Origin of the sequence: Amycolatopsis sp. NPDC098790 (assembly GCF_044759945.1) — a bacterium.
GTDB lineage: Bacteria > Actinomycetota > Actinomycetes > Mycobacteriales > Pseudonocardiaceae > Amycolatopsis.
This window is the reverse complement of sequence record NZ_JBIWAI010000005.1, coordinates 18910-41023: the sequence shown is the minus strand read 5'-3', so window position 1 is coordinate 41023 and position 22114 is coordinate 18910. Positions and strand designations below refer to the sequence as shown.

23 protein-coding genes are annotated in these 22114 nt (G+C 70.0%); 15 read left to right on the top strand and 8 right to left on the bottom strand.

Translation table 11 applies throughout. The annotated features are described in order from the left end of the window. Positions 1–205 precede the first annotated feature (205 nt). The 5 genes from ACIQWX_RS33795 (at position 206) to ACIQWX_RS33775 (ending at position 5169) form a co-directional block, all read left to right on the top strand. On the top strand, positions 206–1186 hold the full coding sequence (locus ACIQWX_RS33795) for a heme o synthase (protein ID WP_400879954.1): 981 nt from the start codon (positions 206–208) through the stop codon (positions 1184–1186). A gap of 77 nt (positions 1187–1263) precedes the next feature. After that, positions 1264–1674: a hypothetical protein gene (locus tag ACIQWX_RS33790; protein ID WP_400879951.1), complete on the top strand. Its 411-nt coding sequence runs from the start codon at positions 1264–1266 to the stop codon at positions 1672–1674. Further along, the gene (locus ACIQWX_RS33785; protein WP_400879948.1) at positions 1671–2297 is read left to right on the top strand and encodes a hypothetical protein; all 627 of its coding nucleotides are present in this window, start codon (positions 1671–1673) and stop codon (positions 2295–2297) included. The genes ACIQWX_RS33790 and ACIQWX_RS33785 overlap by 4 nt, the downstream gene beginning before the upstream one ends. A 60-nt stretch (positions 2298–2357) precedes the next feature. Next, positions 2358–4595: a HelD family protein gene (locus tag ACIQWX_RS33780; protein WP_400879946.1), complete on the top strand. Its 2238-nt coding sequence runs from the start codon at positions 2358–2360 to the stop codon at positions 4593–4595. 10 nt (positions 4596–4605) lie between these two features. Continuing rightward, complete coding sequence (locus ACIQWX_RS33775; protein ID WP_400879943.1) at positions 4606–5169, top strand: FKBP-type peptidyl-prolyl cis-trans isomerase; 564 nt, start codon at positions 4606–4608, stop codon at positions 5167–5169. 10 nt (positions 5170–5179) lie between these two features. Here ACIQWX_RS33775 and ACIQWX_RS33770 read toward each other — a convergent pair whose 3' ends face one another. Continuing rightward, positions 5180–6148 carry a quinone oxidoreductase family protein gene (locus tag ACIQWX_RS33770; RefSeq protein WP_400879940.1) on the bottom strand — a complete coding sequence of 323 codons (969 nt, stop codon included), beginning with the start codon at positions 6146–6148 and terminating at the stop codon, positions 5180–5182. 91 nt (positions 6149–6239) lie between these two features. Between ACIQWX_RS33770 and ACIQWX_RS33765 the strand changes: the two genes are divergently transcribed. Together ACIQWX_RS33765 and ACIQWX_RS33760 are read left to right on the top strand one after the other, a co-directional pair. Next, positions 6240–6539 (top strand): hypothetical protein, encoded by a 300-nt coding sequence (locus tag ACIQWX_RS33765; RefSeq protein ID WP_372660048.1) that lies wholly within the window; start codon positions 6240–6242, stop codon positions 6537–6539. Beyond that, positions 6536–7396, top strand: a complete 861-nt coding sequence (locus tag ACIQWX_RS33760) for a RimK family alpha-L-glutamate ligase (RefSeq protein WP_400879937.1) — start codon at positions 6536–6538, stop codon at positions 7394–7396. Before ACIQWX_RS33765 ends, ACIQWX_RS33760 begins: the two co-directional genes overlap by 4 nt. Here ACIQWX_RS33760 and ACIQWX_RS33755 read toward each other — a convergent pair whose 3' ends face one another. Continuing rightward, positions 7397–7558, bottom strand: a complete 162-nt coding sequence (locus ACIQWX_RS33755) for a hypothetical protein (RefSeq protein WP_400879934.1) — start codon at positions 7556–7558, stop codon at positions 7397–7399. It lies immediately after the preceding gene. A 173-nt stretch (positions 7559–7731) separates the two neighbouring features. Here ACIQWX_RS33755 and ACIQWX_RS33750 point away from each other — a divergent pair, with 173 nt between their 5' ends. Beyond that, a complete protein-coding gene (locus tag ACIQWX_RS33750) occupies positions 7732–8871 on the top strand; it encodes a hypothetical protein (protein WP_400879931.1) in 1140 nt (379 codons plus the stop codon). A gap of 392 nt (positions 8872–9263) precedes the next feature. Here the strand turns inward: ACIQWX_RS33750 and ACIQWX_RS33745 are convergent, their stop codons facing one another. The 5 genes from ACIQWX_RS33745 to mptB form a co-directional block, all read right to left on the bottom strand. After that, the gene (locus ACIQWX_RS33745) at positions 9264–10187 is read right to left on the bottom strand and encodes an acyl-CoA desaturase (protein ID WP_400879929.1); all 924 of its coding nucleotides are present in this window, start codon (positions 10185–10187) and stop codon (positions 9264–9266) included. Between the two features lie 48 nt (positions 10188–10235). Further along, entirely contained in the window at positions 10236–11201 is a 966-nt protein-coding gene (locus tag ACIQWX_RS33740; RefSeq protein ID WP_400879926.1) for a heme A synthase, read from the bottom strand. Positions 11202–11428: 227 nt separating this feature from the next. Beyond that, positions 11429–12154 carry an ABC transporter permease gene (locus tag ACIQWX_RS33735; RefSeq protein WP_400881418.1) on the bottom strand — a complete coding sequence of 242 codons (726 nt, stop codon included), beginning with the start codon at positions 12152–12154 and terminating at the stop codon, positions 11429–11431. 53 nt (positions 12155–12207) lie between these two features. Beyond that, complete coding sequence (locus ACIQWX_RS33730) at positions 12208–13134, bottom strand: ABC transporter ATP-binding protein (RefSeq protein WP_400879923.1); 927 nt, start codon at positions 13132–13134, stop codon at positions 12208–12210. A 6-nt stretch (positions 13135–13140) separates the two neighbouring features. Continuing rightward, positions 13141–14793 (bottom strand): polyprenol phosphomannose-dependent alpha 1,6 mannosyltransferase MptB, encoded by a 1653-nt coding sequence (gene mptB / locus ACIQWX_RS33725; RefSeq protein WP_400881417.1) that lies wholly within the window; start codon positions 14791–14793, stop codon positions 13141–13143. A gap of 139 nt (positions 14794–14932) precedes the next feature. Between mptB and ACIQWX_RS33720 the strand changes: the two genes are divergently transcribed. From ACIQWX_RS33720 to ACIQWX_RS33690, 7 genes are read left to right on the top strand one after another with little or no spacing between them, the layout of a single operon-like run. Further along, a complete protein-coding gene (locus ACIQWX_RS33720) occupies positions 14933–15727 on the top strand; it encodes a helix-turn-helix transcriptional regulator (RefSeq protein WP_400881416.1) in 795 nt (264 codons plus the stop codon). After that, entirely contained in the window at positions 15724–17172 is a 1449-nt protein-coding gene (gene sufB, locus ACIQWX_RS33715; RefSeq protein ID WP_400879920.1) for a Fe-S cluster assembly protein SufB, read from the top strand. The genes ACIQWX_RS33720 and sufB overlap by 4 nt, the downstream gene beginning before the upstream one ends. A 2-nt stretch (positions 17173–17174) precedes the next feature. Beyond that, positions 17175–18347, top strand: coding sequence for a Fe-S cluster assembly protein SufD (gene sufD / locus ACIQWX_RS33710; protein ID WP_400879917.1), 1173 nt, complete (start codon positions 17175–17177; stop codon positions 18345–18347). A gap of 29 nt (positions 18348–18376) precedes the next feature. Then, on the top strand, positions 18377–19147 hold the full coding sequence (gene sufC, locus ACIQWX_RS33705; protein ID WP_400879915.1) for a Fe-S cluster assembly ATPase SufC: 771 nt from the start codon (positions 18377–18379) through the stop codon (positions 19145–19147). A gap of 41 nt (positions 19148–19188) precedes the next feature. Beyond that, positions 19189–20478, top strand: coding sequence for a cysteine desulfurase (locus ACIQWX_RS33700; protein ID WP_400879912.1), 1290 nt, complete (start codon positions 19189–19191; stop codon positions 20476–20478). Beyond that, positions 20475–20924 (top strand): Fe-S cluster assembly sulfur transfer protein SufU, encoded by a 450-nt coding sequence (gene sufU, locus ACIQWX_RS33695; protein WP_364446784.1) that lies wholly within the window; start codon positions 20475–20477, stop codon positions 20922–20924. The genes ACIQWX_RS33700 and sufU overlap by 4 nt, the downstream gene beginning before the upstream one ends. Then, a complete protein-coding gene (locus tag ACIQWX_RS33690; protein ID WP_086677997.1) occupies positions 20921–21322 on the top strand; it encodes a metal-sulfur cluster assembly factor in 402 nt (133 codons plus the stop codon). Before sufU ends, ACIQWX_RS33690 begins: the two co-directional genes overlap by 4 nt. On the opposite strand, the gene ACIQWX_RS33685 is transcribed toward ACIQWX_RS33690, so the two are convergent. Beyond that, positions 21312–22106, bottom strand: coding sequence for a DUF4184 family protein (locus ACIQWX_RS33685; protein WP_400879907.1), 795 nt, complete (start codon positions 22104–22106; stop codon positions 21312–21314). The two genes, ACIQWX_RS33690 and ACIQWX_RS33685, sit on opposite strands and share 11 nt — an antisense overlap. Between the last annotated feature and the right edge of the window lie 8 nt (positions 22107–22114).

The window sequence follows — 22114 nt, the reverse complement described above, 5'->3', positions numbered from 1 at the left end:
ATCGATCCCGAAGGGACGATATTCCTGCTCGCGGCCATGCGCAGGGGCAATCGCGGCCCGTCGCGGCCAGCCTAGTGCTTGGGCCGGTCGAGGACCCGCGATCACCCACGGGATTCACCACGTCTAACATCGTTCGAGGGTTCAGTAGGGCTGGTTTCTCCGGCTACCCGGACTGGTCCCGCCCGAACCTGACGCAGGGAGTGAAATGTCGTTGGTGAACGCTGCGCACGGACGCAGTGACGACACCAGCGCGGTGCACCCGACCGGTGAACGCCCGCACGGTGACCGGCGCAGCGTTCGCCGGGTCGTCGGTGCCTACGCCGCACTGGCGAAGCCGCGGGTGATCGAGCTCCTCCTGGTGACCACCATCCCGGCGATGTTCCTCGCCGGCCGTGAGATCCCCTCGCCGTGGCTGGTGCTGGCCACGCTGGTCGGCGGGACGATGGCCGCGGGCAGCGCGAACGCGCTCAACTGCGTGATCGACGCGGACATCGACAAGGTGATGAACCGCACGAAGCGCCGCCCGCTGGTGAAGGACTCGGTGCCCCGCCGCGGCGCGCTGATCTTCGGCTTGGTGATGGGTGTCGCGTCGGCCGTGGTGCTCTACTTCACGGTCAACCTGCTGTCGGCGATCCTGGCGGTCGCGACGATCCTCTTCTACATCTTCGTGTACACGCTCGGCCTCAAGCGGCGCACGTCGCAGAACGTGGTCTGGGGCGGCGCGGCGGGCTGCATGCCGGTGGTCATCGGCTGGGCGGCCGTCACGGGCACGGTCCAGTGGCCGGCGTTCGTGATGTTCGGCGTCATCTTCTTCTGGACGCCGCCGCACACGTGGGCACTGGGCATGAAGTACCGCGACGACTACGAGCGCGCGGGTGTCCCGATGCTGCCGGTCGTGGCGACGGCCCAGCACGTGGCGCGCCAGATCGTCATCTACTCGTGGGTGATGGTGGCGTGGACGCTGCTGCTGCTCCCGGTGACGTCGTGGCTGTACGGCACGTTCGCGATCCTCGCGGGTGGCTGGTTCCTCTTCTACGCGCACAGCCTGCAGGCCGCGGTGCGCCGTGGCGAAGAGACGAAGCCGATGGCGCTGTTCCACCGGTCGAACACGTACCTGATGATCGTGTTCGTGGCCTTGGCGGTGGACTCGGCCATCGGCCTGCCCACCCTCGGCCTGCCGTTCTGAGCCCGGCGGAGTTCTTCGCCGACGTCATCGAGTCCGGCACCGTCCTGGGCGCCGGCCCCACGTGGTCGCCCGAGCGGGTGGCGTCGCTGTTCGGCGACGACTACGGCGACAACCCCTCGAAGCACTTCCTGGTCCGCGACCACGGCTTGGTCGAGTTCTACTGGGAGCGCGTCGAGAGGCACTGGGTGGGGACCCACTTCTCGGTCCAGGCCCACCGGCTCCGGTACGCCGAGCCCGAGCTGGTCAACCGGGTGATCCGCGATCGCTACGGCGCTTTCCCCGGCCCGGTGACGTTCGCCGAGGTCGGTGGGCTGCTCGCCGACCGCGGTGTGCCGCTGCGTGAGGTGCCTTACCCGGCGGAAGCGGGCGAGCTGCGCGCGTACTGGCAGCCGGACGCGGGGATCGTGATCTCGGTCGTCGAGGGCTCGTACTACGGCCGGGCCGGCGACCTCTACCGCGTCGCGAGTTCGAGCACCGGTATCCCGTGAGCACCCCGATGATCAAGCGCATCGGGGTCGGCGTGGTCACGGTCGTCGTCCTCGGCCTGTTGGCCCTGCTCGGCCGCGGAAAGGTGTCGCTCGACACGAACGAGCTGCTCGGCACCGCCTGCGCCATCCCGTCGCGGATCACCGCCGTCCCGGGCGCGGCCGACACCGCTCCCGGCGGCGGAGGCCTCCGGGTCGTCGAGCAAGGCGCCGGTGTCGTTCTCGAGAACACCAGCACCCAGTTCGCCTACCGGATCCCGGTGACCGCCGGCTCCACCCAGGCCGAAGTCCCGCTGCTCGCGCCCGGACAGCGCACCGCCGTCGCGGGTGCCGGCATCGTGACCTTCGGCCCGGTCGTCTGGCTGGCTCCGGAGAGCCTGGGCGGCTACACGCCGGTCACCGCCACCCCGGTTCCGGGCGGCGTCCGCTACACCTCGGCGAACTGCCGCGCGCTGACCAGCCGTGGTGCCGTCGTGCTCCACCGCGGTGGCGAGACCGGCCGGATCCTGCGGAGCGACGAGCTGCCCGCGGCGAGCGTGTCGTGCGCGCCGGGGGAGCGGGTGCTGCCGCCCGCCGTCCCGCTCGGCGACGAGGTCTACCCGTACTGCGACCTCCGGCCGGAATGATCGCGCGGCGGGGGCCGTTAAACTCTGGTGGCTCTTTTCCTTGAGGCGAAAGCAGGATCTTTGTCTTCGGACGACTTCTCCGCCGAGCTCGCCCGCGAGCAGGCGTACGTCACCACCCTCTACGCGAAGCTCGACGCCGAGCGCGTCGACGCCCAGCGCCGCCTCGACGAGACCTTGCAGCTGACCGGCGGCACCCCGCAGGCCCGCACCGAACGCGACGTCGCCACCACCCTCTACACCGACCGGCTCGCCCAGCTCGGCTCCGTCGAGCAGGGCCTCGCCTTCGGGCGCCTGGACTTCGTCCCCGAGAGCGCCGAGGAAACCACCTACATCGGCCGCCTCGGCCTCTTCGACGAGGACGACGACTACAAGCCGCTGCTCGTCGACTGGCGGGCGCCGGTCGCGCGGCCCTTCTACCTCGCCACCGCGGCTTCACCCGAAGGGGTGCGCCGGCGGCGGCACCTGCGGTCGCTGACCCGCAAGGTCACCGGCTTCGACGACGAGATCCTCGACCTCACCGCCGCCGACCAGGGGCAGGACCTCGGCCTCGCCGGCGAGGCCGCGCTGCTGGCCGCGCTCGAACAGCGGCGCACCGGTGAGATGAGCGACATCGTCGCCACCATCCAGGCCGAGCAGGACCGCATCATCCGCGCCCCGCTCGGCGGCGTCATGGTCGTCCAGGGCGGTCCCGGCACCGGCAAGACCGCCGTCGCGCTGCACCGCGCGGCCTACCTGCTCTACACAAACCGCCAGCAGCTCACCACGCGCGGCGTGCTCGTCGTCGGGCCGAACAGCACGTTCCTGCGCTACATCGGCCAGGTCCTGCCGTCGCTCGGCGAGACCGGCGTGCTGCTCGCCACCATCGGGCAGCTCTACCCGGGCCTGGACGCCGACGGTGTCGAACCCCGCGAGACGACCGAGGTCAAGGGCCGGCTGGTCATGGCCGACGTGCTCGCCAACGCCGTGCGCGACCGCCAGCGCGTGCCCGACCCGGTCATGGAGATCGAGTACGAGCACGACGTCCTGAAGCTCGACCGCAAGACCTGCGCCGACGCTCGGACCCGCGCCCGCCGTTCGCGCCGGCCGCACAACCCCGCGCGGCGCCTGTTCGTCTCCGACGTCCTCGACGCGCTGACCCGCCAGGCCGCCCGCAAGCTGGGCGAGGACCTCCTGGACGGGCAGGACGTGGCCGACATCCGCGCCGAGCTGGCCGCGGACGAGCACATCGCCGCCGCCCTGAACGAGTTGTGGCCGGTGCTGACCCCGGAAGGCGTGCTCGACGACCTGTTCGCCGACCGCGAACGCCTCTCCAGCGCGGCGCGGAAGCTGCTTCCGGGGGAGGACCAGGCGTTGCTGGAAAGCGGCCGCGACACGCGCTGGACGCCGGCGGACGTGCCGCTGCTCGACGAGCTGGCCGAGCTGATCGGCGTCGACGACACCGAAGCCCGCGTCGAGCGCAAACGCCGTGAGCGCGAGGACCGCGCGTACGCCGAGGGTGTGCTGGACATCCTCGAACAGGACGAAGAGATCATCGACGAGGAGCTGCTGCGCGTCTCCGACGTCCTCGACGCCGAGCTGTTCGCCGAGCGCCAGGTCGCGCGCAGCGAGCTGACCGCCGCCCAGCGCGCCGCGCAGGACCGGACGTGGACGTTCGGGCACGTGATCGTCGACGAGGCCCAGGAGCTGTCGGCGATGGACTGGCGTCTGCTCATGCGGCGCTCGCCGAACCGGTCGATGACGCTGGTCGGCGACGTCGCCCAGACCGGCGCGGCCGGGGGCGCGCGGTCGTGGGGCGAGGTGCTCTCGCCGTACGTCGAGAACCGGTGGCGCCTCGAAGAGCTGACCGTGAACTACCGCACGCCCGCCGAGATCATGGCGGTCGCGGCGCGAGTCCTCGCGGAAGTTTCGCCGGAGCTGGCGGCGCCGTCTTCGGTGCGGGAGACCGGGGTGCCGCCGTGGTCGGCGCGTCCGGCGTCCCTGGCCGCGGAGCTGCCCCGGCTGGCCGAGCGCGAGCTGTCCGAAGTGGACGGTGGCACGGTGGCCGTCCTGGTGCCGGCGCGGCGCTTCGACGAGGTGTCCTCGTGGCTCTCGGACCACGGCGAACGGCTGAGCGTGCTGACCGTCGAGCGGTCGAAGGGCCTGGAGTTCGACTCGGTGGTGCTGGTCGCGCCGGACGAGGTCGTCGCGGGGTCGCCGCGCGGGCTCAACGACCTGTACGTCGCCCTGACGCGCGCTACGCGGCGCCTCGGCGTGGTCGCCATGGGTGACGACGTCCCGGCACTCTCCGTGCTTGGCTAGGGTGCCTCGCATGCAGAAGATCGGGAAGATCGTGGTCGTCGCCGCGGCGGCGCTGTCGCTGGCCGCGTGCGGTCAGAAGGCCCAGACGCAGACGGCCGCTCCCGCGGGACCGTCGGTGCCGCCGTCGTCGAGCGCCGCCCAGGCGACCCAGAGCAAGGGCCGCGAGTGCACCGCGGACGACATCAAGACGACGGGCAAGTTCGGCGAGAAGCCGGAGATCACCATTCCCGACGACTGCGACCCGCCGAAGAAGCTGATCACCAAGGACCTGTCCGAGGGCACCGGCGGCGCGGCGAAGGCCGGCCAGCAGCTGAAGATGAACTACCTGCTGGTGACGTGGTCGGACAAGAAGGTCCTGGACAACTCCTACGACCGCGGCGAGACGTTCGACCTCAACCTCGGCGCGGGCGAGGTCATCCCGGGCTGGGACCAGGGCCTGGAAGGCATCAAGCAGGGCGGCCGCCGTCTCCTGATCATCCCGCCGGACCTGGCGTACGGCCAGGGCGGCCGCGGCATCCAGCCGAACGAGACGCTGGTCTTCGTCACCGACGCCGTCGCGGTCCCGGCCGGCTGACCCAAGCGGGTCAGGGGATGAGCAGGAGCTTTCCGGTCGTGCGGCGGCCCTGCAGGTCCTCGTGGGCCTTGCGCGCGTCGGACAGGGGGTACTTGCCGCCGATCCGGACGGTCAGCTCGCCCGCCTGAACCGCGTCGAACAGCTCCTTCGAGCGCCAGTCGATCTCCTCGCGGGTGCGCGTGTAGTGCGCCGACGTCGGGCGGGTCAGGTACAGCGAGCCGCCCGAGTTGAGGCGCTGCGGGTCGATCGGCGGCACCGGGCCGCTGGCCGCGCCGAACAGCGCGAGCAGGCCGCGGACCTTGAGGCTGGCGAGGCTGCCGTCGACGGTGTCCTTGCCGACGCCGTCGTAGACCACGTCGACGCCCTCGCCGTTCGTCAGCTCGCGGGTGCGCTTGGCGAAGTCGTCGCGGTCGTAGCGGATCACCTCGTCGGCGCCGGCTTCGCGGGCCAGTTTCTCCTTCTCTTCGGTCGACACCGTGCCGATAACGCGGGCGCCGCGCGCCTTGGCCAGCTGGATCAGCAGCAGCCCGACGCCGCCCGCGGCCGCGTGCACCAGCACGTCGTGGCCCGGTTTGACCTCGAACGTCGAGGCGACCAGGTAGTGCGCGGTCATGCCCTGCAGCATCGTCGCGGCGGCGGTTTCCAGGGAGACGCCTTCGGGGACCTTGACCGCCATCGACGCGGGCACCAGCTTGCGCGCCGCGTAGCTGCCGAGCGACCCCTGCCAGGCGACGCGGTCACCGGGCGCGAAGCCGGTGCCGTCGCCCGCCTCGACGACCGCGCCCGCGCCTTCGAGGCCGAGGACGAACGGCAGGTCGATGGGGTAGATGCCCTGCCGCTGGTAGGTGTCGATGTAGTTGACGCCGGCCGCGGCGACGTCGACCAGCAGTTCGCCGGCCTGCGGGGCCGCGACGTCCACTTCGGCCGCTTCGAGCACTTCCGGGCCGCCGGTCTTCGTCACCTGCACTGCGGTGGGCATGCGTCCTCCTCGGGTCGGGTACTCCCGGTGCAACTATGGCCGACGCCACGCTGTTCCGCGTTCCGGCCGCATGTTGGTTATCGTTCGGAGCGTGTCTGATTCCGAAGAGACTGTCCCGCCGACCAGCGCGCAGCTGGGCGCGGCCCGCAAGTTCGTGAAGGCGCACGGCAAGCCGTCCCGCGCGGTGGTGGAGAACATCGGCCGGGCCGGAGCACGAGTCGTCCTGGTCGGCGCCGACGGCGCTCTCGGCGACGTGGTGGTGCCCAGCGTCGAGACCGGGTCGGCCTTGATCGAGGCGGTCGAGGACCTCTCGCCGGCCGAGTGGGACGCGGAGACGGTCAAGCAGACGAAGATCGGCCCGGAGCACCGCCGCAAGATGGCGGGCCGGTGAGCCCCAGCGCGATCCTGGTCGGCTGCGCGGAGCTCCCTTCGGGAGACGGCGACGACGACGCCGTGGTGCCCGCACTGGAGTCACTGGGCTTCTCGGTGTCGTGGGCGGCCTGGGACTCGGCGGTCGACTTTTCGTCGGCCGACGCGGTGATCCTGCGCGCGACCTGGGACTACGCGGCCCGCCGGGCGGAGTTCCTGTCGTGGTGCGAGTCGGTACCGTCGCTGTTCAACCCGGCGGCGGTGGTCCGCTGGAACACGGACAAGTCGTACCTGGTGGAGCTGCTCGACGCGGGTGTCGCGGTGGTGCCCACGGCCTTGGTTTCCCCGGGTGAGACTGCCCGGTTCCCGTCGTCGGACTTCGTGGTGAAGCCGTCGGTGGGAGCGGGTTCCCGCGGCGCGGCCCGGTTCGCCGGGGGCGCGGACGCTTCCGAGCACCTGGCTTCCTTGCACGCCGAGGGCCACACGGCGCTGATCCAGCCGTACCAGTCCAGTGTGGACACTTCCGGTGAGCTGGCGCTGGTGTACCTGGGCGGGATCTACTCGCACGCTTTTTCGAAGAGCGCCATGCTGGGCTCCACAATGGACGCATCAGGCCTGTACCTTTCCGAATCACTGGCGCCGGCGTCACCGCCGGCGGACGCGGTGGCGCTGGCGGAGGACGTCTTGGACGCGGCGTCGGCGTTGCTGGGCATCCTGCGCGCGGAGTTGCTGTACGCGCGGGTCGACCTCGTGCGCGGCCAAGACGGGAAGCCGTTGCTGCTGGAGCTGGAGCTGACGGAGCCGTCGCTGGGCTTCCGCCAGACGGACCCGGCCGCGGCGACGCGGTTCGCCTCGGCGGTGCGGCAGCAGCTGGCGTAGTCACCGGACGGCCGCCAGTGCGAGCGCGACGACGGCGCCGATCGCGGTCACGGCGAGCGAGCCGGTGAGCAGGTAGAGCCCGCCGATCCCGCTGAGCCCGACCTTGATCAATTCTCGCGGGCCGCTGCAGCGCGTGGATTTCCTTGTCCTTTCGTCGGTCACTGTGCTACCCCTTTACTGGTGTTCTAGTACGCATGGGCAATGGTGACGGACGGTGAGCCGGTCCGGGGATGATCTTTTGTTTTCGGGCCGGATTTTTCTTTGTCGGAGCGTTGTCGCCACTGATTTCGCTGTTGCCGGGAATTGTCGATCTTCGTCTGGGTAGCGAGGGCGTCATGACCATCGGGATGGGCGAACCGGTCGGCCGGGCGGCTTCGCGTGCGGAAGTCGAAGCCGCCCTGCGCTGGCTGGCGAAGCGGAAGGACGGCGAGCCGCTCCGCTTCCTTCGCGCCGCGGTCGACGAACCGGCGAGCGAGTCGGCGGCCGTGCTCGGATCCTTGGTGGCGCCGACGGTGTCGTTGCCCGAGGCACGCGCCTTCGCGGTGTGGGGCCTGCTCGTCGACGAGATCGGCGCGGCCGGGAACTCCCGGCACCACAACACCCTGATGGCGGCGTTCCGGGTTCCGCCGGCGCCGGGCGGAACCGGCTGGAAGGCCACGCTGGGCGACCGTTTCCGGCAGTTGATGGTATTGCCCGGTGTCTTTGGCGACCCGCCGCCGACCACCGCGGCGCCGATGCACCAAGCGTGGCGGTGGTCGCTCAGCGCGTTGGCGGACCGCCTGGCGGACAAGCTGGCCTCGGAGCCGGATTGGCGGCCGTACATCGACATCGGCCGGGCGGCGGTGGAGATCGCGGACGAGAGCGTCGCGTGGCGCGCCCGGGCGGCTTCGAAGGGGGCGCAACCGCTGTTCGTGGAGCGCATGCTCGTGACGGCGGTGATGCACCGCCGGACGGTGGGTCGGCGCATCACCGAACGAGACATCGTCGCCTGTGAAGACGGCGTCGACGGCTTCAACGCGCACGCGTTGACCGGGTGGACGCACGATCCGGAGGAGCTACCGCTGGCGGCACTGTGGGCGTGCCGGGTCGTCGCTTCACCGGGGGCGCACCCGGGCGATCCAGTGCTGGCACGTTTGCGCTTTCGCCGGACGCTGAGGAAGGGCGAGCGCTACACGTTCGTTTCGGAGGCGCTCGACGGGCACATCGAGGAGGAACGCAAGTGGGTCAACGTGGACATCGACCACCACGGCATCGCACCTGGCGGTCTCACGATCCAACTGGCCTTCGACGCGAAGCACCTTCCCGAGGCGTGCTGGTGGTATGCGGAACAACTGGAATTCGAGCGGACGCGGCAGCCGCCGGACGGAGATTCGCATCTGCTCCCGGTCGGTGACGGATTCGTCCGGCACACCTTCGCAGACGGCTGCCATCCGCGGGAGGATTACGGCATCGCCTTCAGGTGGAAATCCTCGTGACCGATGTGAATCGCATCGGTCACGAGGTTATTCGCTATACGACGTAGACTTCGTTGCCGGTGTTACCGCCGCCGCCGCCCTCAGATTCTGCAACTTGGAGAGTTCCAATAGTGGAGTGGGGCGCGGGAATTGTGAGTTGACGGGTGGTGGCCGTTGGCTGTGGGGCTTGAATCGCACTCGCCGGCTCCGGCCCAGCTATAATTACGCTGAGCGCCGCAACGGACAAAATGGCTGATCCTGCCAGCCTCTTGACTTTACTGTGCCGCTTTACGGGGCCGTGATCCACCCTGAGTCTCCTTGAGTTGTATAGAAATCGGCTCACAGTAAGCAGGGAGTGGCTGACACGATCGAGCGCATCAGGTCTCGATCGTGTCAGCACGGGCACATTAGAATCAGTCGCTTACCCGCTTGGCGGCCATGCGATCAGCCCGTGGCCACCGGACGTCGGTCGCCCATCCGAGTTGTTCGAACGTCCGGATCACCCGTGCAGAGATGTCGACCTGCCCCCGCAGCACCCCGTGTCGCGCACAAGTCGGGTCCGCGTGGTGCGAGTTGTGCCAAGACTCGCCCATCGACAACAGGGCTAGGGGCCAAAAGTTCGCCGCTTTGTCACGCGAAGCGAACGGCCGTTCCCCGATCAGGTGGCAAATCGAATTCACCGACCAGGACACGTGGTGCAGGAAAGCGATTCGCACCAGCCCGGCCCAGAAGAACCCCGTCACCACACCCCACCAGGACCACGAAAGCAGTCCACCCAGAACGGCCGGCAGGGCCAGGCTCAACGTGATCCACAGCCAGAAGTACCGGTTCACCACCCGCAGATCGCGGTCCGCCACGAGGTCCGGGGCGAACCGGTCCGCGTTGGTCACCTCGCGCGAGAACATCCACCCCATGTGCGCGTGCCAGAAGCCGCGCAGCAACGCCGACGGGGACGTCCCGAACAGCCACGGCGAATGCGGGTCACCCTCGCGGTCGGCGAACGCGTGGTGCCGCCGGTGGCTGGCCACCCAGAAGATCACCGACCCCTGGACCGCCATGCTCCCCGCGATCGCCAACGTCACGCGCAGCGGCCGGGACGCCTTGAACGCCCCGTGCGTGAAGTAGCGGTGGTAACCGACGGTCACGCCCAGCGTCGCGAACACGTAGAACGCCGCCGCCAGCGCCAGGTCGATCCACGTCATGCCCCAGCCCCACACCAGCGGGACCGCGACGAGCAGGGCCGCGAACGGCACCAGCAGGAACGTTTTCAACACGAGCATCTCGCCGGTTCCCCGGCGGTGGGAGATGATCGGCTTGGGCGCTGAGCGCGTCGTCATGCGCCAACCCTAAGCGGTGGGAGTTAAGCCGGCATGGCCGCCGGTTGCTCAGGCGGTGGCGAGTTCCTTAGGCGCCGCCGTCAGGGAGACCACCGGGCCGCGGTCGCGGCTGCCCACCCACAGCGACGCCGTCGCGACGATCACGGCCATCGCGCCGAGGACGTGGAACGACACCATCGCCTCCGGCACCCCCAGCGCGTACTGCAGCGAACCGAGCCCGCCCTGCGCCACGGCGACCACCCAGACCACCGTGTAGCGCTGCCAGAGGCCCTTCGGCGCGCCGATGCGCATCAGCTGGAGGCCGAACACCGCGAGCAGGAGCAGGTAGAGCACCAGCAGGCCGCCGTGGACCTGGGCGAGCGACTCGACCGGGGCGTCGAGGCGGTGGGTGTTGATGTCGCCGCTGTGCGGGCCGGCGCCGGTCACCGTCGTGCCCGCCGCGAGGACCAGCCACATCACCGCGGCCAGCGCGACCAGGATGCCCCGGCCGGACGCGGGGACCAGCGAGCGTGCGGGCTCGTCGCCTTCGCGGAACGCGCGCAGCAGCAGGACCGCGAGCCAGACCAGGGGAGTGGTGGCGAGGAAGTGGATCGCGACGGTCCACCACTCGAGCTTCGCGAGCACGGTCATCCCGCCGACGACGGCCTGGAGGACGACGCCGCCGGGCATCGTCCAGGCCAGCTTCACCAGGCGCTTGCGGGACGGGTGGTCGATCTGCACGCGCCACGCGGTGAGGACGGCGATGGCGGCGATGACGATGACGACGCCGGTCAGCAGCCGGTTGCCGAACTCGATCCACTGGTTGAGGGCGTCGATGCCGGAGTCGTGCTTGGGGACGAGGCTGCCGGCGACGCACTGCGGCCAGGTCGGGCAGCCGAGGCCCGAGCCGGTGACGCGCACGATGGAGCCGGTGACGCCGATCAGCGCCTGCGCGACGACGGCGGCGATCCCGACGGCCCGCTGCACGGCGGCGGACGGAAACGGCAGGCGGGCGACGAGGCTGGTGAACGGCACGCGTTCGATGGTAGAGCGCGCGGAAAAGCGGCTTTCGGCAGGTCCCGGCGCCCAGAAGGGTGACGCGGGGCGCAAGGGACCTAGGTCACGGAAGCGGCGGGTCCCCCGCCCTTCCCTGGGGGGCGTCCCCTTGGCCAGTCTATCGGCGGCAGGCGACAAAATCGGCTGTAGGCGAGTAAAGCGGTCGAGTAGTCCACATCGGCGGCGCCCTGTGGACAAGGCTGCGGTCAGGTGAGTTTCGTCGTCCGCGAAGCCAGCGCCCCCGCCAGCACCGCCCACACCGCCAGCACCAGCATGGGCCCGGGCGCGAAGGAACCGTCCACCAAAGCGGCCCGCATCCCCTCCGCCAGCGCCCCCGACGGCAGCAGCTCCACCACACGAGCCAACCCCGAAGGCAACGACGACGGCGCCAGCAGAATCCCGCCCGCCAACAGCAGCACGAACCACACGATGTTGGCCAAAGCCAAAACCGCCTCGGCCCGCAAAGCGCCACCCAAAAGAACGCCCAAAGCCCCGAAAGCAAGCGTCCCCAAGACCAGCAGCAGCACCGCCGAAAAAAGCCCGGAAACCGAGGGCGACCAACCCAAGAACGCCGCCACCACACCGATGATCACCGACTGCAGCACGACCACCACGAGCGCGGCGATCAGCCGCCCCGCCACCAGCAGCCACCGTGGCAACGCCGTTGCCGACAACCGCTTCAGTACCCCGTACCGCCGGTCGAAGCCCAGCGCGATCGCCTGGCCCGTGAACGCCGACGACATCACCGCCAGCGCCAGGATTCGCGGCGTGATCCAATCCACCCGCGGAACCGGGCCCAGCGACGAAGCCGGCAGGATGTCCAGCAGCGACAACCCGATCAGCAACGCCAGCGGGATCAACAGCGTGAGCAGCACCTGCTCGCCGTGGCGCAACGTCAAGCTCGCCTCGACCCGTGCGTGCGTGCGCAGCATGCGGCCCAGCGAACCCCGGCCGGGGGCGGGGGTGAAGGTGCCCGGAGGAAACGTCACGCCCGCAGCTCCCGTCCGGTCAGCTCGAGGAAGACTTCTTCGAGCGTGCGCTTGCCGACCTGCAGCTCCTCCGGCAGGACGCCCTGCTGCGCGCACCACGCCGTGACCGTCGACACGACCTGGGGGTCGACCAGCCCGACCACGACGTACGTGCCCGGTGCCGATTCGCGCACCTCGTAACCCTCCGGCAGCGCCGCTGCCAGCAACGCCGTGTCCAGCCGCGTGCGGGCCTTGAAGCGGAGCCCGGCCGCGCCCGTCTCGTCCACCGTCAGCGACTGCGGCGCACCCGAGACGACCACCTTGCCGTGGTCCACGATCACCACCGTGTCGGCCAGCGCCTCGGCCTCCTCCATCAGGTGCGTGGTCAGCAGCACCGAGACGCCGTCGCGGCGCAACGCCGACAGCAGGTCCCACACCAGCCGGCGGGCTTGGGGGTCCATGCCCGCCGTCGGCTCGTCGAGGAACACCAGCTCGGGCCGCCCGACCAGGGCGCACGCCAGCGAAAGCCGCTGCTGCTGCCCGCCGGACAGGCGCTTGAACGGCGTCCGCCGAACACTCGAAAGACCAAGCACGTCCAGCAGCCACGCCGGCTCCAGCGGCGACGCCGCGCAGGAGGCGACCAGGTTGAGCATCTCGTCGGCGCGGACGCCGGGGTACGCGCCGCCGCCCTGGGGCATGATCCCGACACGGGGGCGCAGCTCCGCCGACTCGCGGACCGGGTCGAGGCCGAGCACGCGCACCGAACCGGCGTCAGGCTTGAGGAACCCTTCGCAGACTTCGACGGTGGTGGTCTTGCCGGCCCCGTTCGGGCCGAGCAGGGCGAGCAGGCTGCCGCGCTCCATCCGCAGGTCGAGACCGTCGACCGCGCGGGTGGAGCCGTAGCTTTTGACCAGCCCGGTGATCTCGACGGCGGGGGCACTCACATCGGGTCACGATACGGGCTCGGCCCGCGCGGGCAGCCGCGGGGACGGCCTGGAGAGCAAGACGGGAGCGAGGCGCCGCACGATCAGCATCCCGCCGCCGCAGACGACGATCGCCGCGACGTAGGCGAACGGCAGCACGTACGGGCGGCCGTCGAACGTGCTGCCGGTCGGCGGCAGCAGGAACGGCAGGGCGGCGGACAGCACCGCCGCGGCCACCCGGAAGCGGGACGTCCCGGCCGCCGCGGCCAGCGGGATCACCGCCCACAGCACGTACCAGGGCTGCAGGTTGATCTGCAGGATCATCACCGCGCCGAGGGAGACGCCGAGGCCGATGATCGGCCGGTAGCGCCACTTGAAGCTGTCCCACAGGAACTTGACCGTGATCGCGACGGCCACGAGGTAGCCGAGCGCGCCGAGGATCGGCACCAGGCCGTTGGTGTGGTTGCCGAGGCCGAGCGCGATGCCGAGGACGCCGGAGAGGTTGGCCAGCTCGGCGGTGGGGGAGATCCAGGACCGGACCAGGCCGGGGGTGTTGAACGTCGCGCCGACCCAGCCGAAGCCGAGCCCGGTGCCGAAGCACACGGCCACGAGGACCACGCCGAACCACGCCGCCATCGGCGCGCCCGCGTAGAAGAGGTCCTTGAGCCTGCCGTGCCAGCGCCGCGCCACCATCACGGCGAAGAACGGCAACGCGAACACCGCCGGCAGCTTCACCGCGACGCCGAGGGTGATGATCGCCACGCCCAACCCGATGTAGAGCAGTTCCCCGCGCGCCAGCGGCGGTGGCGTGTCGCCCTTGACTCGGATCGGCAGCTTGCGGATGCCGACCTCGAGACCGGCGAGCATCAGGCCGACGGCGAGCGCGTCGTTGTGGGCGCCCGCGACGAAGTGGAAGATCAGCAGCGGGTTCAGCGCGCCCAGCCACAACGCGGTCGCGGGCTGGACGCCGAAGCGGCGGGCCAGCCGGGGCAGCGCCCACACGATGAGGACGACGCCGGCGAGCGCGAGCAGCCGCTGCAGCAGCACGCCGACGGCGATGCTGTTGCCGGCCAGCGGCGCCAGCCAGCCGCCGAGGCGCAGCACCAGCGGCCCGTACGGCGCCGGCGTCTCGCGCCACATGTTCGACACGCCCGCGGTGAACGGGTCGGCGACGCCGAGGGCCTGCGCCGGGCCGAGCACGTACGGGTCCATCCCGCGGTGCACGATCTCGCTCTGCGCGAGGTAGCTGTAGACGTCGCGGGAGAACAGCGGCGGGATGACCAGCAGCGGCAGCACCCACAGCGCGATGGTCCGGGCGAGCTGGCCCTGCGACGCGAGCCGGGCGCGGTCGGGGCGGGCGAACTTGCCGAGCATCAGCCAGCTCAGCACCAGGATGCCCATCCCGGAGATGGCGATGGCCAGCGACACCGTCGGGATCCGGGTGAACAGCCGCAGCACCGGGATCTCCTGCACCGGGTTGATCACCGGGGCGGCGCCGGCGCCGAGGGAGCCCAGCGCGAGGAAGAGCGACCCGACCGTGCCGAAGCGGCGGACGACGTTCAGCCCGCGCCGCTCGTCGGCCTCCAGGGGCAGCGGTTCGAGCGGGCGGACGGGCGAAAGCGTGACGGGGTGCGCACTGTCGGTCGCGACGATCGTCGCCTGCTGGTCCTGCTCACCCACTGCCACGCGTGCAGGGTATCGGGGCCGCCGAGGAGTGAGTCGGGTCACTGCCGCGGACCCCGCCTTTGCGGGTCATCCGGAAATAAGACACACTTGTGTTGTGAAAAAGACGGAGGCGGGTGACCAGGCGGGCGGCGACATGCCCCGCGCCGCGGCTCCGCACGTCCCGTCGCAGGTCGGCGCCGAGGGCAAGACCCGGCACGAAGTCGCGCGGCTGCTGCTGGAACAGGGTCCCATGACCGCCGTCGTGGTCGCCGAGCAGCTCGGGATCAGCCCGACGGCCGTCCGCCGGCACCTCGACGCGCTGCTCGCCGACGGCGAGGCCGAGACCCGGGACGCGCCGCGCCGCGGACCCCGGGGCCGGGGTCGTCCGGCGAAGCTCTTCCTGCTCACCGAGCCCGGCCGCGCGCGGTTCGGGCACGCCTACGACGACCTGGCCGTGTCGGCCATCCGCTTCCTCGCCGAGCACGCCGGCGAAGACGCCGTCCGCGCCTTCGCCGAGCGCCGCATCGAGAAGCTGGTCGGGCCGCACCGCTCGGCGATCACCGGATCGAGTGATCCCGCGGCACGCGCCGAGGCCCTGGCGACCGCGCTGACCAGGGAGGGCTACGCTGCGTCGACCCGTCAGGTCGGTGCTGGTGCCCTCGAAAAGCAGGCACCGGGCCAGAACGTGGGCGCACAGCTCTGCCAGCACCACTGCCCGGTCGCCCACGTGGCCGCGGAGTTCCCGCAGCTCTGCGAGGCCGAGACCGAGGCGTTCGCGCAGCTGCTGGGCACCCACGTCCAGCGGCTGGCGACCATCGCACGCGGTGACTCCGCGTGCACCACCCACGTACCCGTCACGGCGGGTCGGCCGGCCCATCCCGAGCCGGCGAGAATGGTGTCCCCCGAGGGGCACACAGCACGGATCCCGAATGGAGGGAAACCCGCATGACTGCCGCTGCCGAGCAGCGCACTCCCACCACCGCGCCACTGAGCCAGGAAGAGACCATCGAGTCCCTTGGCAAGTACGCGTTCGGCTGGGCGGACTCCGACGTGGCGGGCGCCAGCGCCCGTCGCGGGCTGAACGAGGACGTCGTCACCGACATCTCCTCGAAGAAGTCCGAGCCGGAGTGGATGCGCGAAGCGCGACTGAAGGCGCTCAAGCTCTTCGAGAAGAAGCCCATGCCCAACTGGGGGGCCGACCTCTCCGGGATCGACTTCGAGAACATCAAGTACTTCGTGCGGTCCACGGAGAAGCAGGCCACCTCCTGGGAGGAACTGCCCGAGGACATCAAGAACACGTACGACAAGCTCGGCATCCCCGAGGCGGAGAAGCAGCGCCTCGTCGCCGGTGTCGCCGCGCAGTACGAGTCCGAGGTCGTCTACCACCAGATCCGCGAGGACCTGGAGGAGCAGGGCGTCCTGTTCCTGGACACCGACTCCGCGCTCAAGGAGCACCCGGAGCTGTTCCAGGAGTACTTCGGCTCGGTGATCCCGGCCGGTGACAACAAGTTCTCCGCGCTGAACACGGCGGTGTGGTCCGGCGGCTCGTTCATCTACGTGCCGAAGGGCGTGCACGTCGAGATCCCGCTGCAGGCCTACTTCCGGATCAACACCGAGAACATGGGCCAGTTCGAGCGCACCCTGATCATCGTCGACGAAGGTGCGTACGTGCACTACGTCGAAGGCTGCACGGCGCCGATCTACCAGTCCGACTCGCTGCACTCGGCGGTCGTGGAGATCATCGTCAAGAAGGGCGCCCGCTGCCGCTACACGACCATCCAGAACTGGTCGAACAACGTCTACAACCTGGTCACCAAGCGCGCCAAGTGCGAAGAGGGCGCGACCATGGAATGGATCGACGGCAACATCGGTTCCAAGGTGACGATGAAGTACCCGTCGGTGTTCCTCATGGGCGAGCACGCCAAGGGCGAGGTCCTGTCGGTCGCGTTCGCGGGCGAGGGCCAGCACCAGGACGCGGGCGCCAAGATGGAGCACCTCGCGCCGCACACGTCCTCGACCATCGTGTCGAAGTCGGTGGCGCGCGGCGGCGGCCGCACCTCCTACCGCGGCCTGGTCCGCGTGGCGAAGCGGGCGCACCACTCGCGCTCCAGCGTCGTCTGCGACGCGCTGCTGGTGGACACGATCTCGCGCTCGGACACGTACCCGTACGTGGACATCCGCAACGACGAGGTGTCCATGGGCCACGAGGCCACGGTGTCCAAGGTCAGCGAAGACCAGCTGTTCTACCTGATGTCGCGCGGTCTCGACGAGGCCGAGGCGATGGCGATGATCGTGCGCGGCTTCGTCGAGCCGATCGCCCGTGAGCTGCCGATGGAGTACGCGCTCGAGCTGAACCGCCTGATCGAGCTCCAGATGGAAGGGTCCGTCGGCTAGTCATGTCGGTTACCGAGAACAACGTTTCCGAAGCTCTTCGCGAGGGGGCCGTCATTCCGGCGGCCTCCCGCGCGGAGCGCTTCACCTCCTACGACGTCGAGGCCTTCGAGGTCCCGGGTGGTCGTGAGGAGAACTGGCGCTTCACGCCGATGAAGCGGCTGCGCGGCCTGCACGACGGCAGCGCGACCGCCACCGGCGAGATCACCCTCGAAGCCGAGGCCGCGCCCGAGCTGAAGATCGAGTCGGTCGGCCGGGACGACGAGCGGCTGGGTGCCGCCGGCGTGCCGAGCGACCGGATCGCCGCGCAGGCGTACTCGGCGTTCACCAAGGCCACCGTCGTGACGGTGCCGAAGGAGACGAAGGCGTCGAAGCCGTCCGTGCTGCGGATCCACGGCCCGGGCGAGGGCCAGGTCGCCTACGGGCACCTGCAGGTCCGCGCCGAGGCGTTCGCCGAAGCCGTCATCGTGCTCGACCACGTCGGCTCCGGCACCTACGCCGACAACGTCGAGTTCGTCATCGGCGACGGCGCCAAGGTCACCGTGGTCAGCGTCCAGGACTGGGCCGACGACGCGGTGCACGTCTCCGAGCAGCACCTGAAGCTCGGCCGCGACGCCGCGCTGCGGCACACGGTCATCACCCTCGGCGGTGACCTGGTCCGCGTCTCGCCGACGGCGACCTTCGCCGACAAGGGCGGCGACGTCGAGATGCTCGGCGTCTACTTCGCGGACAAGGGCCAGCACCAGGAGCACCGGCTGTTCGTCGACCACGCGGTGCCGAACTGCAAGTCGCGCGTGATGTACAAGGGCGCGCTGCAGGGCGACGACGCCCACGCGGTCTGGATCGGCGACGTCCTGATCCGCGCCGCGGCCGAGGCCACCGACACCTACGAGCTCAACCGCAACCTGGTGCTGACGCCGGGTGCGCGTGCGGACTCGGTGCCGAACCTCGAGATCGAGACCGGCGAGATCGAAGGCGCCGGCCACGCGAGCGCGACGGGAAGGTTCGACGACGAGCAGTTGTTCTACCTGCAGTCGCGCGGGATCGCCGAAGAAGCCGCGCGGCGCTTGGTCGTGCGCGGGTTCTTCCACGAGATCCTGGTGAAGATCGACGTCCCCGAGGTGCGCGAGCGCCTCGAAGCCGCGATCGAAGCCGAACTCGAAGCCGTCGGCGCCTGACCGCCCTCTCTGACTTAGGAAACGAAGAAATGGCTACCCTGGAAATCAAGGACCTCCACGCCTCGGTCACGACCGACGAGGGCGCCAAGGAGATCCTCAAGGGCGTCAACCTGACCATCAAGTCGGGCGAGACGCACGCGATCATGGGCCCCAACGGCTCCGGCAAGTCCACCCTGTCCTACGCGATCGCCGGGCACCCGAAGTACGAAGTCACCTCGGGTGAGGTGCTCCTCGACGGCGAGAACGTCCTCGAGATGAGCGTCGACGAGCGCGCCCGCGCCGGTCTCTTCCTGGCCATGCAGTACCCGGTCGAGGTGCCCGGCGTGTCCATGTCCAACTTCCTCCGCACCGCGGCCACCGCGGTCCGTGGCGAGGCCCCCAAGCTGCGCCACTGGGTCAAGGAGGTCAAGGAGGAGATGGGCAAGCTCGAGATCTCGCAGGAGTTCGCCGAGCGCTCGGTCAACGAGGGCTTCTCCGGCGGCGAGAAGAAGCGCCACGAGATCCTGCAGCTGGCGCTGCTCAAGCCGAAGTTCGCCATCCTCGACGAGACCGACTCCGGCCTCGACGTCGACGCCCTGCGCGTCGTCTCCGAGGGCGTCAACGCGTACAAGGCTTCGAGCGAGGTCGGCGTCATGCTGATCACGCACTACACCCGGATCCTGCGCCACATCACGCCGGACTTCGTGCACGTCTTCGCCGGCGGCAAGATCGTCGAGTCGGGCGGCAAGGAACTGGCCGACGAGCTGGAAGAGAACGGGTACGTCAAGTACGTCGGCAAGCCCGAGCCCGCCGCTATCTGATTTTCGCCTGCACTACACCGAGAACGAGAGGAGTCGGCCCGATGACCACCACCTCGGCCAGCTCTTTGCCACTGGACGTGGCGGCCCTGAGGGCCGACTTCCCCATCCTGTCGCGCACCGTCCGCGACGGGAAACCCTTGGTGTACCTGGACTCCGGAGCGACGTCGCAACGGCCGCACCAGGTGTTCGACGCCGAACGCGACTACGTCTTCACGTCGAACGCCGCCGTGCACCGCGGTGCGCACCAGTTGTCGGAAGAGGCGACGGACGCTTACGAATCCGCCCGGGCGAAGATCGCCGAGTTCGTCGGCGCCGACCCCGAAGAGCTGGTGTTCACCAAGAACGCGACCGAGGGCATCAACCTCGTCGCGTACTCGTTCAGCAACGCGGCCACCGCCGGTCCCGAGGCTTCGCGCTTCGTCGTCGGCCCGGGTGACGAGATCGTCATCACCGAGATGGAGCACCACGCGAACCTCGTGCCGTGGCAGCAGCTGTGCCAGCGCACCGGGGCGACGCTGAAGTGGTTCAAGGTCACGCCGGAGGGCCGGCTCGACCTGTCCGATGTGGACGAACTGATCACCGAGCGCACGAAGGTGGTCGCGTTCGCGCACCAGTCCAACGTGCTCGGCACGGTCAACCCGGTGTCGTTCCTGGTCGAGAAGGCGAAGGCGGTCGGTGCGCTGACCGTCCTCGACGCCTGCCAGTCGGTGCCCCACTTCTCGGTCGACTTCCACGCCCTGGGTGTCGACTTCGCGGTGTTCTCCGGGCACAAGATGCTCGGCCCGTCCGGCATCGGTGTCCTTTACGGCCGCACCGAGCTGCTCGAGGCGATGCCGCCGTTCCTCACCGGCGGGTCGATGATCGAGATGGTCCGCATGGAGGGCTCGACCTTCGCGCCGCCGCCGCAGCGGTTCGAGGCGGGTGTCCCGATGACGTCGCAGGCCATCGGCCTCGGCGCGGCCGTCGACTACCTCTCGGCCATCGGCATGGACCGGGTCGCCGCGCACGAGCACGAGCTCGCCGCCGCGGCCCTCGAAGGCATCGGAGCGATCCCGGGCGTCCGGATCGTCGGGCCGACCGACCTGGCCGACCGCGGCGCGACCGTGTCGTTCGTGATCGACGGCGTGCACCCGCACGACGCCGGCCAGGTGCTCGACAGCCTCGGCATCGCCGTCCGCGTCGGCCACCACTGCGCGTGGCCGCTGCACCGCGCGTGCAACGCGCAGGCGACTGTGCGCGCGTCCTTCTACCTCTACAACGAGCTGTCCGAAGTGGACGCGCTCGTCGCGGGCATCCGCGAGGCGCAGAAGTTCTTCGGGGTGGCCCAGTGAACCTGGAGAGCATGTACCAGGAGATCATCCTGGACCACTACAAGAACCCGCACGGGCGCGGCCTGCGCGACCCGTTCGACGCCGAGTCGTTCCAGGTCAACCCGACCTGCGGCGACGAGGTGACGCTGCGGGTCAAGGTCGACGACGGCAAGGTCGCCGACGTCTCCTACGACGGCCAGGGCTGCTCGATCAGCCAGGCCTCGACGTCGGTCTTGACGGATCTCGTCGTCGGCCACACGATCGAGGAGGCGTTCACCACCATGGACGCCTTCGTGGAACTGATGCAGGGCAAGGGAAAGGTCGAGCCGGACGAGGACGTGCTGGAGGACGGGGTCGCCTTCGCGGGCGTCGCCAAGTACCCCGCCCGCGTGAAGTGCGCCCTCCTCGGCTGGATGGCTTTCAAGGACGCCGTCGCCCGGACGACCAGTGGAGCTGAAAAGGCATGACCGAAGACACCGCCACCGACGCTCGCGAGGGCCGGACCGCCGCCGACCTCGACGCCGAGACCACCGCGAAGCAGGACCTCGACCTCGCCAAGATCGAGGACGTCGAGGAAGCCATGCGCGACGTCGTCGACCCCGAGCTCGGCATCAACGTCGTCGACCTCGGCCTGGTCTACGACATCCGCGTCGAGCCGGACAACACGGCGACCCTCGACATGACCCTGACGTCCGCGGCCTGCCCGCTGACCGACGTCATCGAGGACCAGACGAACGCCGCGCTCACCAGCGGCGGCCTGGTCAAGGACTTCCGGATCAACTGGGTCTGGATGCCGCCGTGGGGCCCGGAGAAGATCACCGAGGATGGCCGCGAGCAGCTGCGCGCCCTCGGCTTCACCGTCTGATTCCTCGCACGTCGAGCGGGTCACCTTCCGAGGTGGCCCGCTTTGTGTATAACGACCTATACCGCGCGTGCCAGGCCAGCGCGTACAGGACGAGCGTGGCCAGGAACCCGCTGCCGGCGCCGGTGACCGCGAGGTAGGTCGCGTTGCCGATCACGCCGGCGCGGGTCATCGGGTCGTGGTGCGCCAGGAACGGCAGCACCTGCACCAGGACGCCGATCAGTGCGCCGGCCGTCAGGAACGCCGTGACCGCCTTGCGGTGGCGGGTACCGGGCGGGACCTCCCGAGCCGGCGCCGTGCGGTACCAGCGGACGAGCCACCACGCGAGCACCGCGGCGCCCGCGATCGTGCTGAGCAGCTGGATCAGCCGGCCGACGTCGACGCCGGTGACGAGCGGAATCCGCAGGAACGCGAACCCGCCGCTCTCGTGGGTGAAGGCGTCCCAGCCGACGTGCGTGGCGGCGCCGAGCACCAGGGACAGCGCGATCCACCCCGGCCGTTTCCAGGTGAAGTGGCGGGGGAGCCGCGCGGCCAGCGGCTTCGGTGCCAGCGCCAGCAGGGGCCGCTTCAGCAAGACGTGGAACACCGCCAGCAGGACGAGCGCCAGCAGCGGGTCGAGCCACAGGACCGACGCGAACTCGTGCGTCTTCGTCAGGCCGACGCCGGGCAGCCGCGGCACGAACCAGAAGACGTCCGGCGCCACCGACCCGGCCACGAGCGCGGAGGGGACAAGAGGACGTCTCGCCAGCGGGAGCACGGCGGCCGGGTGACTCAGCGTGAACGGCACGCAGCTAG

Excerpts from the sequence above, each read along its gene's own strand:
- ACIQWX_RS33795 (WP_400879954.1), top strand. The coding sequence starts at position 206 with ATGTCGTTGGTGAACGCTGCGCACGGACGCAGTGACGACACCAGCGCG.
- ACIQWX_RS33745 (WP_400879929.1), bottom strand. The coding sequence starts at position 10,187 with ATGACGACGCGCTCAGCGCCCAAGCCGATCATCTCCCACCGCCGGGGA.
- ACIQWX_RS33700 (WP_400879912.1), top strand. The coding sequence starts at position 19,189 with ATGACCACCACCTCGGCCAGCTCTTTGCCACTGGACGTGGCGGCCCTG.
- ACIQWX_RS33770 (WP_400879940.1), bottom strand. The coding sequence starts at position 6,148 with ATGCCCACCGCAGTGCAGGTGACGAAGACCGGCGGCCCGGAAGTGCTC.
- ACIQWX_RS33720 (WP_400881416.1), top strand. The coding sequence starts at position 14,933 with ATGCCCCGCGCCGCGGCTCCGCACGTCCCGTCGCAGGTCGGCGCCGAG.
- ACIQWX_RS33775 (WP_400879943.1), top strand. The coding sequence starts at position 4,606 with ATGCAGAAGATCGGGAAGATCGTGGTCGTCGCCGCGGCGGCGCTGTCG.
- ACIQWX_RS33690 (WP_086677997.1), top strand. The coding sequence starts at position 20,921 with ATGACCGAAGACACCGCCACCGACGCTCGCGAGGGCCGGACCGCCGCC.
- ACIQWX_RS33750 (WP_400879931.1), top strand. The coding sequence starts at position 7,732 with ATGACCATCGGGATGGGCGAACCGGTCGGCCGGGCGGCTTCGCGTGCG.
- ACIQWX_RS33735 (WP_400881418.1), bottom strand. The coding sequence starts at position 12,154 with ATGCTGCGCACGCACGCACGGGTCGAGGCGAGCTTGACGTTGCGCCAC.
- sufB (WP_400879920.1), top strand. The coding sequence starts at position 15,724 with ATGACTGCCGCTGCCGAGCAGCGCACTCCCACCACCGCGCCACTGAGC.
- sufC (WP_400879915.1), top strand. The coding sequence starts at position 18,377 with ATGGCTACCCTGGAAATCAAGGACCTCCACGCCTCGGTCACGACCGAC.
- sufD (WP_400879917.1), top strand. The coding sequence starts at position 17,175 with ATGTCGGTTACCGAGAACAACGTTTCCGAAGCTCTTCGCGAGGGGGCC.